The organism is Methylomonas lenta (genome assembly GCF_001644015.1).
GTDB classification, from domain to species: Bacteria; Pseudomonadota; Gammaproteobacteria; order Methylococcales; family Methylomonadaceae; genus Methylomonas; species Methylomonas lenta.
On sequence record NZ_LUUI01000042.1, the window covers coordinates 1 to 11,422 of the forward strand.

An 11,422-nucleotide genomic window follows, 5' to 3' on the forward strand; every position below is an offset into this window, starting at 1 on the left:
TGGTGTCGAGTAGGGGGAAATCGTTTGTCAGGTTCATAATCAGTACAAAGGTTCTTTATAGAACATCAAAATGACGCCTATTTGGAACAAGGCGAACACTGAGATAAAACCGGCAATGTTTTTGCCGGGCGAGTCGAGCTTTAGTTCCAGCCAACGACCGCTAGCCAGAATCAGAGAAAATACGCCCATCAGAGTATGACCTACCTGAATCAGGAACGCGGTTTTGGCTTCAAAGCCTACGTGCGAATGCGCCAGTAACATCATGCCGCCAAAGGCCGCCAACATTGGGAATACATAGGGTAGGGCGCCTTGATTGTTGTTCATGCGAGCGCGAACTTCCATCAATCCCAGCATAAATACCAGTAGGGTGGCGATGCGATGTTGTAGAACTTCGCCATTGTTAAAGGTGCTGTCCCAAAAACCAATGGGTCCCAAAGGCCAGCTTTCGGCATCGCTGCGGAAAAACAGGAATATGCCCAATGCCATAAATCCAACTGGCCAGAATCGTGCCCAGCGGTGAAAACGCTCTGAATATGACAACATGGCAAAAAAGCTCATGGTGGTCAGAAAGATGCCAGCAATATTGTGATTATAATCCGACCAGGCAGTAGCGGCTTCCGACGGGATTTGACCGACGATGGCAACACGCCCGGCTTCACCTGCAATCAGTGCGTCATGGGTTGGCGACTCCCAGCGTGGTAAGCGTGGATGGAACATGTTCAACACCTCTTGCCAGGTAGCTGTCAGGTGCGGAATGTCAACCGAAGGTGGTTGTGAGGCTAAGCTGGCTGCTGTGAATAAAATCGTCAGCAGTATCAATGTTTCGACTTCGATGTAAAAAGGTACGCGTACGTTCAGAGCGTACATGCTGCCGCTGCTAAAATACTTGCTAACGGCTTGACGGTTTAGCCAGGCAAAACCGAGTGCCAGGCCCATCATCATGATTTTGACCATCAGCAAATTGCCGTAACCCGCCCCTATAAAGCCCTGAAAAGTACGGATGTAATACCAGGCGAGTGGCGTGCCTGTGGCAAGTAAGCCGATTACAGCGGTTATGCCGACAATTGAGAAGCGTTTTAGCAGTATCGGCCATAATTCCACCGCAATGGCATTACGTTTTTTTAAACTCCATATAGCCAATAATTGGAAAATACCGCCCACCCAGGTCGCTGCAGCAATTTGATGGCTGACGGTCAAGGTCATTAGCAGTGCGCGATCTTCCAAGCGGCTAGCGCCATGTACCAGCCAGGCCGCAGAAATTACCAGAGGCAGAATAGTCAATGTGGCCTGTAACCAATGTTTTTCCGAGCGTAGGTTGTTTTTCAGGACATGCTTGATGAATAAAAACAGCGCAAAGGCAGATGCTGCACGGGCTAATCCAGCTTGAAACTGCACAGTGTTAAAAAACGCCGGAAACGGCGATTTGCCCAAGGTGACTGACATCAACCAAATTTTCAGGCAGATTTTGGAGAGCTGGGTGATGATAAGTGCTTTGCTGCCGAAATAAATCAGGTTGACGCTTTTTTCCAGCAGTACATTGTTATAGTGCGTGTCTTCATTCCAGGGCCGCAGGACAAATAACCCCCAGATCAAGCCGCCAATAACGATAGAGTAAAAAGTCAGGTCGACGCCGCCAATCAGGGAGTCAAGAAAATCTGCTATACCTTCCATGTTGTTTATTTAGGCTCTTTAACAAAAAAACGTAGCAAGTCTTCACTTAAGTGACCATCTGCGGCAAAAATCTTTAATTTGATCGCATATTCACCGGGTGCTAATGCGGGTAAATCGAGCAGAACTTTGCCAGGTTTGGCGCCGGCAGTGGCAGTAATGGTTTGCATTTTGTCACCAGCGCTGACCAGGAAAACCTCAGATAAATCCAATTCCACCTTGGAGTTAAAAGATAATTCAACCTGACTGGCTTGGTTTACCGGTACGGGTTTTAGTTGCAGCGAATTATGTGTGACTACGGCGTGCGCAAATACACCACTGCTAGCTGTTAGTGTCAATGCCAATAAGGCGGAAGTTAAATTTCGCATGTTGGTTGTACCTTATTTCTTGTTTTTTAACGCATGACTAGCCAGGTTTTTGCCCAGCGTCCAAATTGATCCGGTGACTTGCTGGGTATCAGCAATGGTTTTATCAAACGAATTAACGATCCAGTCTCGGTCTTTTTGCGTCAGATTGAGTGGTGGCAAGAGTTTGACCACGTTCATGCCATGGCCAGCTACTTGGCTAAGCACCCGATGTTCTTTAAATAGCGGGATGGTAATCATCTGGCAGAATAAGCCTTTGTTGGCAGCCTCCAGCATGGCCCAGGCGGCTTTAAGGCCCAAACTTTTCGGTGACTGAAATTCAATGGCGATCATCGAGCCTTTGCCGCGAGCTTCTTTCAGAAACTCATATTGGCCGCTCATAGCGTTAATGCTGCTAATGATGTCATTGCCCACTTTAGCGCTGTTCTCGACCAGTTTTTCTTCGTGGATGACATGTAAGCTAGCCAAACCGGCGGCCATTGCCATGTTATTTTTGGAGAAGGTCGAGCCATGCACCACGGCGCGGTCCATTCGATTAAATACGGTGTCCATGATTTTTGTGGTCATGGCTACGCCGCCGACTGGCACGAAGCCGCCTGATAGCGCTTTTGCCATCAGTATCATATCGGGTTTAACATTCCAATGGTCGATAGCCCAGAATTTGCCTGTACGGCCAATGCCGGTTTGAATTTCGTCGGCGACAAACAAGGTGCCGTATTTTTTACACAAACGTTCAACTTCCGGCAGATAGTTATCATCCGGCACATTCACACCTTTGCCTTGAATCGGTTCGACGATGAAAGCAGCAACATCTTTGGTGCTGAGGGCTTTTTCCAGGGCATCCAGGTCGTTAAAGGGCACTGATGAGCAATGCGGTAGTAGAGGACCGAAACCTTCGCGGAAAATTTCTTCGCCATTCAATGATAACGAGCCCATGGTCAAACCATGATAGCCATGCTCGCAATAGACAATGCGCGGACGTTTGGTGGTGTAACGAGCGAATTTTATGGCAGCTTCTACGGCTTCGGTGCCGGAGTTGCAGAAAAACATTTTTTCCAGGTTGTCTGGCGTGGTTTTGAGGATTTCCTTAGCCAGCAAGCCACTGAGTAGCGATACATCCATTTGCACCAGATTGGGTAATTCCAGGGTTAGGGTTTCCTGTAACGCGCTGATGACAGTCGGGTGGTTACGGCCGATGGCAAATACTCCAAAACCACTTAAACAATCCAGGTATTCGTTGTTATTGTCGTCGTAAAGATATTGACCAAGCGCTTTTTTGTAGTTTCTATCGTAACCGATGGTACGCAGCACTCGCACCATTTGGTTGTTGAGGTAATGTTCGTGTAAATCGAACTTTTCATCAAAGTGCTGGTTAAAAAGATCGGCAATGCTAAAAGACATGTAAATCCTCGTGAATATGTGCTGAGCGGTTAAATCCGCGCTGTAAAAATGGGTTTAAAAGCTAGCCGCTCTTCATGGCGGCTCAGTTAGCCGGTTGAGTTTGAGCTGCTTGCTGTCGCTGCAGTTCCCTGGCGACGATTTTTAATGTTTTTTTGGCGGCTTGAAAATGCAAGCCAAGCTTGATCAATGCAGCAATTTCCAATGGATGCCAAATCAGATAGCTTAGCAACTTAGGTAAATCGACTTGGCCGTTATCGTTTAAAGCCTGAATAACGGCAATAGGCAAGTTCATATCCACAGGGTCGGCAATACTTCGAATGATCATAAAAGGTAGTTGGGCGTGCCGTGCCGTGTTGGCAATAGCCGTACTCTCCATATCCAACGCTATGGCTAGGCTATGTTGATGAATGCGTTGTTTATCCTGGCTAAGGCCCACCAAGCTTTCACTGCTGAATAGTTTTCCCTGGTGGATGGTCAAGCTGGTAGGCAGTATTTGTTTAAGTGCAGCGACCATGAGCTTGTCGGTATCAAATTGTTGGTGTTTATCGATAGCTTGGGTGGCAATAACCAGATCGCCAGGTTTGGTATCAATAGATAAACCGGCTGCACAACCCCAACTAATTAATTGCCGGGCGCCTTTGTTGACAAGCATCTGAGCGGCGGATGCAGCATTGATTAAACCGGCGCCGCTGTAGGCAATCCAAGTATTACCAACTCGGCAGCATTCACCTTGCTTTAGTTTGGTGCGGGTCAAGGTGGCGAGTTCTTCCGGCAGCGCAACGACAATGCCGACAAGAGTGTCGGCATTGAACAGTGTGCTGGTGGGCGTGAGCTGGATGCTAGCGCTCACTGTTTAGCCAGTTCATTACGGTATCTAGCCAGTGCCCAAAGGGGGAAGAATTTATCATAGCCATGATATTTCAAGTAAAACACCTTTGGAAAGCCGGGTGCGGTAAAGCATGGATCGTTCCAGACACCATCGGCTTGTTGGGTGCGCAATATAAAGTCGATGCCGGCTTTGACTTCCGGGCTATTGACTTCTCCAGCAGCTATTAAGCCTAAAACAGCCCAGCTGGTTTGGAATGCCGTGCTAAAGTGGTAGCGTCCACGATATTTGCTATCTTCATGATAACTGAGGTTGTCTTCCCCCCAGCCGCCATCTTCGCGTTGCACGCTTTTCAGCCAGCTTGCTGCTTTGGTGTACATGGGGTCTGATTTAGGTAGACTGGTTTGTTCCAGGCCTAGCAGTACCGACCAGGTGCCATAAATATAATTGGTGCCCCAGCGGCCAAACCACGAGCCATCGGTTTCTTGGTCGCTGCGAATATAGTCGATCGTGCGTTGCAGAGCAGGTAGGTATTCAGCGTGATCTTGAGAGACCCGGGCCATTAACATGGCGCAGCGAGCGCTTACATCGACTGTGGGAGGGTCCAATAAGGCCCCATGATCTGCAAATGGGATTTCATTTAAATGGTAATAGGTATTATCAACGTCGAAAGCACCGTAACCGCCGTTTTGCGATTGCATGCCAACGATCCAGCGGGTAGCGCGATGAATGGATTCTTCCAGACCGGCTATATTCGATTCCGCCATGGAAAATGCAACGACGGCCGTATCATCCACATCAGGGTAATGGGGATTGGCAAATTGAAATGCCCAGCCGCCGCCTTCTAAATCCGGACGGCTAACACGCCAGTCGCCGGGTTCGTTAGATAGTTGTACGCTTTTCAACCAGTCGTAGGCTTTACCGAGGCTGGCACTGTTGCCTTGTTTGTCGGATTCCAGTAAAGCTAAGCTAGCCAAACTTGTGTCCCAAACTGGGGATAAACAGGGTTGGCAGTAGGCTTCATGTTCTTTAACGACCAACATTTTGTCGATTGCTTGACGGGCAATCACGACATTAGGATGGTCAGCAGGTAATCCTAATAACAGCATGGCTTCGTAGGAGTTGACCATGGCTGGGAAAATGCCGCCCAAACCATCTTCGCCGTTTAAGCGCTCGGTAAACCAGGAGGCAGCCTTGTCAATCGCACGCTTGCGCGTGCTCTTAGGAATTAAGGGTTCGGTAACTCGGCCAAACCAATCCAGTCCGAGAAAGAATTTGTTAAGTACAGTGCGCTCGGGGAAATAGTGCTTTTCCTCGTCGGGGTGCACAACAAATAATTCCAGGATGTTTACGTTCTGCGGGTTTTTTGCTTTTGCTTTCAGGGTGCAGAGGATAAACAGCGGCACCATGACAGTTCTAGACCAATAGGAAACCTTATCTAAATGAAACGGAAACCAAGCAGGCAGTAACATGATTTCCACTGGAATATAAGGTACGCCTCGCCAAGGTAGTTGTTCAAACATGGCTAGGGCGATCCGGGTAAACACGTTGGCGCGCGCAGCACCACCTTGGCACAAAATCCATTCACGTAAGCGTTTCATGTGTGGTTCATGAATGCTATCACCGGCCATTTTCAAGGCATAGTAAACCTTGACACTACAGCTGATGTCGCCTGGGCCGCCAGTGAATAGTGGGTAGCTACCATCTTCCGCTTGACGGCTTCTTAGATAAACCGCAATTTTACTTTGCAGTTCTGCATTAATATCACCCAGGTAATGCATCATCATGATGTATTCGCTAGGGATGGTGCAATCGGCTTCCAGTTCAAATACCCAATATCCGGCCGGGTTTTGTAGGCTGAGTAGTTTGCTTTGCGCTCGCTCAATCGCAGCGTTTAGGCCGCTGATAGAAACATTATTAGCGGAAGCGTTGTTATTTGACATGTCGTGGCTGCTGGTATCGATAGGGGATTCGGTCAACATAATGATTCCTTATTCTCCAGTGTGCGATTTGGGTAAATATTGCCAGTCAGGCGTTTTTAAATCCCGGCTGCTAATATTGAATAGTAAGGCAAGCAAAGCGTTGCTACGAGCGGTAAGCTTGCAGGCAATAATTGTGGTTTTAACGCTTTTGCGGGTAATTTTGACTTGGCTAGAGTCGGTAAAGCTTAAGTTTTGCTTGATTTTTTTCAGTGTCAACACAGCCATGCCCAATGCCCATAAACAGAAATTACGGATACCTGTTTCGTGACTGGGCAAGAGCTGGGTGTAGGTCAAGGCATTTTGTAAGTGATCATGTGCAATGCTGATTAAGTGCTCCAACCCCAAACGAAAACGGGCATCATCTGTTTCGGGCGTTAGTTCTGCCAGATTAAAGCCGGTCTCGGTAAAAATGTCTTGAGGTAGCCAGCAAACGCCACGTTTGGCGTCATCCCAAATATCTTTAAGGATATTGGTCATTTGCAAGCCTTGACCGAATGAAACAGATAATTTCAATAGCTCCTCTCGGTGGGCATCGATTTGCGGCGAATAATGACAAAACAGTTTTGCGAGCATTTCGCCCACGCAGCCAGCGACGAAATAGCAATAATCGTCCATATCCTGCATGGTTTTCAGGCCGGCGTGCAGGTCGAGAGCTTGGTAAACCGGCATGCCTTTGGCCATGGTTTCAACGCAACAGGCCAGTGCATCGATTTGCGCTGCATCCAGTGTGTGGGTAATGGCGATCACACGAGGAATTAAATGAATCAGACTGTGTTCGGCTGGAATTGTTTGCTCTGATAGTAAGGGCGCCAGTTCAGCTGCAAAAGACTCCGCCTGTTGGCCGGTTTTAACAATATCAATGAATGCTAGGCAAAACTGTCTTTTTTGCTCTGCAGTCAAAGATACTTCATCTTCTATAGTGTCAACGATTCTGCATAACAGATAAGCATTGGCAACTGCAGGATAGAGTTGTGGTGGTAACTGTGGAATCGTCAACGCAAACGTACGCGATACGCCTTCCAGCAAAACAGACTGTAATTCGGCGTCAGATAATTGCGAGAGCAATTGCAAGTTTTGGGTGATGGGTTGAGATCCGTTCATGTGCATGATTTAGTCAACTAAATAGTAGGAGTAATAATAGACTGTTTGTTGGTGTTTTGCAAAGTTGTGTTGTTTTATCGCAAATGTAAGTTTGAATGACTCTTGAGGTGACGTGATGTAGCTCGTTTTTAGTGTGATTAAAGGCGGGATGTATCTGAATTTAACAGCTGTTTTGAACTTTTAATTCCTGCTTAATGCCATATAAATTTGGAGGAATCGCCAATAAAGTAGTATTCTAACAACAATAGGTTGTGTTTACGTGCGAAGTTTAGCAATCAAATCGTTTCCACGCCCTGAATAATTTGGGTTTTTAAGGGGTTTCTGCTTACTGTTGTTTTTTTGTAACAGAGGCGTTTATCAAGTGATTTTGAGTTTTGGAGAGAGTCTGTGAGTGTTCCTTTACGTCAGCAGTTGGCTGTAGGCAGTTATTTAATTAAGCAAAAACTGAAAGGTAGCAAAAAATACCCTCTGGTTTTGATGCTCGAACCGTTATTCAAATGTAATCTGGCTTGCGCGGGTTGCGGCAAAATTGATTATCCAGACGATATTCTGGATAAACGTTTATCGGTACAAGAGTGTTTAGATGCTGTGGATGAGTGTGGCGCACCGATGGTGTCAATCCCTGGTGGCGAGCCTTTAATTCATAAAGAAATGCCGCAAATCGTAGAGGGCATTGTTGCTCGGAAAAAGTTTGTCTATCTTTGCACCAATGCCTTGTTGTTGAGAAAGCGTATCAACGATTACAAACCATCGCCTTACTTAACTTTTTCTATCCATCTTGATGGCTTACAAAATCGGCATGATGCCTCGGTTTGTCAGGAAGGGGTGTTTGATATCGCGGTTGAGGCTATTAAGTTAGCCCTGAGTAAAGGTTTTCGCGTCAATGTAAATTGCACACTGTTCCAGGGTGAAACGCCGGATGAAGTTGCTGAGTTTCTGGATTATGCGATGGAATTGGGCGTTGAAGGCGTTACTATTGCCCCAGGCTTTAGCTACGAGCATGCGCCAAGACAGGATGTGTTTATCAAAGGGATTGATGTAAAGAATCTATTCCGCGACATTTTTAAAATTGGTAAAACCCGTAAATGGAAGCTGAACCACTCGTCCTTATACCTGGATTTTTTAGCTGGTAACCAAAATTACAATTGCACACCCTGGGGTAATCCAACCCGCAATGTATTTGGCTGGCAAAAGCCTTGCTATTTATTGGCGGACGAAGGTAATGCCAGCTCTTTCCAGGAGCTGTTGGATACTACGCCATGGGAAAAATATGGCACAGTCAATAATCCTAAATGTGCAAACTGCATGGCGCATTGCGGTTATGAAGCTACTGCCGTTGAAGATACCCTGGCTCATCCGTTGAAAGCCTTGTGGGCGAGTATTCGTGGTCCAAAAACTACAGGTGAAATGGTGGCTGAGGTTAGTGCTAATCATCCAATGCCGGCGAAAACCACTATTTCAGATATTCCGGTCAAAGTAGAGTCATGAGTGTTCGATGCGAACTATCTTAATTCTTTATGAGGTTTGAATTGCGATCATGGTAAGAAAAATATATTTAAGTTTAAGTTTCCTGGTGCTGTTTTTGACAACATCATTTGCTTTGGCGGAAGAAATATCTGCCAAGCAAGTTGTTGAGAGCTTTCAAGGTCAGTTGATTGAAGTCATGAAAGCGGGCAAAGAGTTAGGTTTTCAGGGGCGTTACGATAAGCTGGATCAGGCTGTGAAAAACAGTCACGATTTGCCTAAAATTGCTCGAATCGTTGTTGGTAAGCAATGGGAAACGTTGACTGCAGAGCAGCAAGCTAAGTTGGAAACCGTGTTTACTCAGCTTAGTGTTTCGGCCTATGCGCACAATTTCAAGGATTTTTCCGGTGAATCATTTACTTTTGTTTCCGAAGAAGAGACCGGGCGAGGTGGGGTTGTAATCCACACTAATCTGAATATTCCGGGTGAAAAAGCTATCAAATTCGACTATATGATGAAGAAAAAAGACGATAGCTGGCAGATTATCAATATAATAGCTGACGGAGTTAGTGATTTGGCTTTGAAACGTTCGGATTACACCAGTGTGTTAAATCGTGACGGCTTTGATGCTTTAATCACTAAAATTAATGAAAAAATAGAAAGTTACGCTAAACAATAAGCTGGTCAGGAATCGTAAGTAATGAATACACCTCGTTATCAAGGCAAAAGCCAAGCCCCTTACTTTTGGGTGCTGTTTTTTTCAGGCACACTATCGGTGTCAGGGTGTGCCAGTACTGAAACTTCTGTTGTCGATGCAAATGCATCGGCACCTGTTGTATCGCCTGCTGATCCTTACGAAAACTTTAATCGCTCAATGTATGGTTTTAACATGGGGCTGGATAAATATTTGTTGAAACCAGTGGCTGATGGTTATACATATATTACGCCTGATGTTATGAAAACCGGCGTGACAAACTTCTTCAATAACTTGAAAGGTATCAATGTTGTTTTAAACGATTTGCTGCAGGGCAAGTTTGGGCAAAGTGCTTCCGATTTAGGACGCTTTACTACGAATACAACTATAGGCTTGGGTGGTTTGTTTGATGTAGCCACGCCTTTGGGCATGCAGCAAAATGTGGAAGATTTTGGCCAGACGATGGCGGTATGGGGTGTTGATCAAGGTCCTTATCTGGTATTACCTATCTTAGGGCCGACCACTGTTCGTGATGGTAGTGGCACTATCCTGGATAGAGCGGCTAATCCGGGGACTTATGTGATGGGTACAGGAATTGTCGAAGGTATTAATGAGCGTGCTAATGCCGAAAGTGCTTTGAATTTTATTGATGAAGCTGCGTTAGACCCCTATGTGTTTACCCGTGAATCATTTTTGCAATACCGCGAAAATTTGGTTAATGACGGTAAAACTGATGCTGATAGTTTTGATCTGGATATTGACGAAGCACTGAATGAGGATGATGAACCTGTAAGTTCAAGTGCGCCTATTGCAACAACAGATCCTCAAAAAAAAAAGTTAGAAAATAATCCTGCTGACGAAGTCAGTGATAGCGCAGACAAGAGTTTAGAGCTTGCTGCTGACAATACCACTATCGAAGCTTTCGACAATATGTCTAAATCCTTTGATGAGGCTTTGATCGAATTTGAGCAAGCTTCTGAAAAAATGGACAAAATCAGCAAAAGACATCACCGACACAAACATTACTGAATGACATAAAAAAAGACGCCTATAGCGTCTTTTTTTATGTGTGCTGGTTTTGCTAAATCCTACAGACAGAGTTCGCCTCGTAGATCAGGAAATCGTAAAGTGGAATTTAGCGCATTAATAGTGCAATAAGGTATGTACCTCATAATCCTTTAGTAATTCTCGGCCTGCCAAAAAGTCCAGCTCTACCACAAAAGCGCAAGCCACAACTTGAGCGCCAAGTTTTTCGATCAATTCACAACTGGCTTTGGCTGTGCCCCCGGTTGCCAGCAAATCATCAATCAATAATACTTTGTCGTTTTTATCAACCGCATCGATATGCACTTCCAGCGCCGCCGAGCCATATTCAAGATCGTAAGATACGCTTTGTACGTCGTAAGGCAGTTTGCCTGGTTTACGTAATGGAATAAAGGGGACACCCAGTTCCCAAGCAACCAGGCTACCGAAAATAAAACCACGGGCTTCCATGCCGGCTACAGCAGTAATGTCGCGGCCCAAAAAAGGATGTAGCAATTGATGAACAGCTAGTCTCAATGAGGCTGGGTCTTTCACCAGCGGTGTGATGTCTTTGAAAATGATGCCTGGCTTTGGGAAGTCAGGGATGTCGCGGATTTTACTGTGTAATCTTTCCATCATTATTCTCTAATAAATTACGCGCAAAATGCTTCAATTTTTGCCAAAATACCCTGAATATCCAGTCCGCACAAACTCAGCAGTTCTTCGCGGCTACCTTGCTCGACAAAGCGATCCGGCAAGCCGATATTCAACACCGGCATCAGAATGCGTTGGGCTTGTAGAAAATCGTTAATCGCACTACCGGCACCACCGGCGATGACATTTTCTTCCACGGTGATAAACACATCGTGGCTTTTGGCGAGTTCCAGCACCAGTGCTT

Annotated in this window: 11 protein-coding genes; 3 read left to right on the plus strand and 8 right to left on the minus strand. The window is 46.0% G+C overall.

Annotation, left to right across the window (positions count from 1 at the left end; translation table 11 throughout):
* Positions 1-39 precede the first annotated feature (39 nt).
* The 6 genes from A1359_RS02685 to A1359_RS02710 form a co-directional block, all read right to left on the minus strand.
* The gene (locus A1359_RS02685) at positions 40-1,671 is read right to left on the minus strand and encodes a copper resistance D family protein (protein ID WP_066977619.1); all 1,632 of its coding nucleotides are present in this window, start codon (positions 1,669-1,671) and stop codon (positions 40-42) included.
* Positions 1,672-1,676: 5 nt separating this feature from the next.
* Positions 1,677-2,036, minus strand: a complete 360-nt coding sequence (locus tag A1359_RS02690; protein WP_066977621.1) for a copper resistance CopC family protein — start codon at positions 2,034-2,036, stop codon at positions 1,677-1,679.
* A gap of 12 nt (positions 2,037-2,048) precedes the next feature.
* Entirely contained in the window at positions 2,049-3,434 is a 1,386-nt protein-coding gene (locus tag A1359_RS02695; protein WP_066977623.1) for an aspartate aminotransferase family protein, read from the minus strand.
* 82 nt (positions 3,435-3,516) lie between these two features.
* The gene (locus A1359_RS02700; RefSeq protein WP_232322088.1) at positions 3,517-4,284 is read right to left on the minus strand and encodes a phosphorylase family protein; all 768 of its coding nucleotides are present in this window, start codon (positions 4,282-4,284) and stop codon (positions 3,517-3,519) included.
* Positions 4,281-6,242 (minus strand): squalene--hopene cyclase, encoded by a 1,962-nt coding sequence (gene shc, locus A1359_RS02705; protein WP_066977625.1) that lies wholly within the window; start codon positions 6,240-6,242, stop codon positions 4,281-4,283. Before shc ends, A1359_RS02700 begins: the two co-directional genes overlap by 4 nt.
* Positions 6,243-6,251: 9 nt before the next feature.
* Positions 6,252-7,343 carry a phytoene/squalene synthase family protein gene (locus tag A1359_RS02710; protein WP_066977627.1) on the minus strand — a complete coding sequence of 364 codons (1,092 nt, stop codon included), beginning with the start codon at positions 7,341-7,343 and terminating at the stop codon, positions 6,252-6,254.
* 387 nt (positions 7,344-7,730) lie between these two features.
* On the opposite strand from A1359_RS02710, the gene hpnH reads away from it, so the two are divergent.
* From hpnH to A1359_RS02725, 3 genes are read left to right on the plus strand one after another with little or no spacing between them, the layout of a single operon-like run.
* Entirely contained in the window at positions 7,731-8,831 is a 1,101-nt protein-coding gene (gene hpnH / locus A1359_RS02715; RefSeq protein WP_066977630.1) for an adenosyl-hopene transferase HpnH, read from the plus strand.
* A gap of 49 nt (positions 8,832-8,880) precedes the next feature.
* Positions 8,881-9,486 (plus strand): ABC transporter substrate-binding protein, encoded by a 606-nt coding sequence (locus A1359_RS02720; protein WP_066977634.1) that lies wholly within the window; start codon positions 8,881-8,883, stop codon positions 9,484-9,486.
* A gap of 21 nt (positions 9,487-9,507) precedes the next feature.
* Positions 9,508-10,530 (plus strand): MlaA family lipoprotein, encoded by a 1,023-nt coding sequence (locus A1359_RS02725; RefSeq protein ID WP_066977637.1) that lies wholly within the window; start codon positions 9,508-9,510, stop codon positions 10,528-10,530.
* Between the two features lie 114 nt (positions 10,531-10,644).
* Here the strand turns inward: A1359_RS02725 and A1359_RS02730 are convergent, their stop codons facing one another.
* Together A1359_RS02730 and A1359_RS02735 are read right to left on the minus strand one after the other, a co-directional pair.
* Positions 10,645-11,160 carry an adenine phosphoribosyltransferase gene (locus tag A1359_RS02730; protein ID WP_066977644.1) on the minus strand — a complete coding sequence of 172 codons (516 nt, stop codon included), beginning with the start codon at positions 11,158-11,160 and terminating at the stop codon, positions 10,645-10,647.
* A gap of 17 nt (positions 11,161-11,177) precedes the next feature.
* Positions 11,178-11,422, minus strand: a 245-nt coding sequence (locus A1359_RS02735; protein WP_332310057.1) for a transketolase C-terminal domain-containing protein, incomplete at its 5' end; no start/stop codon positions are given.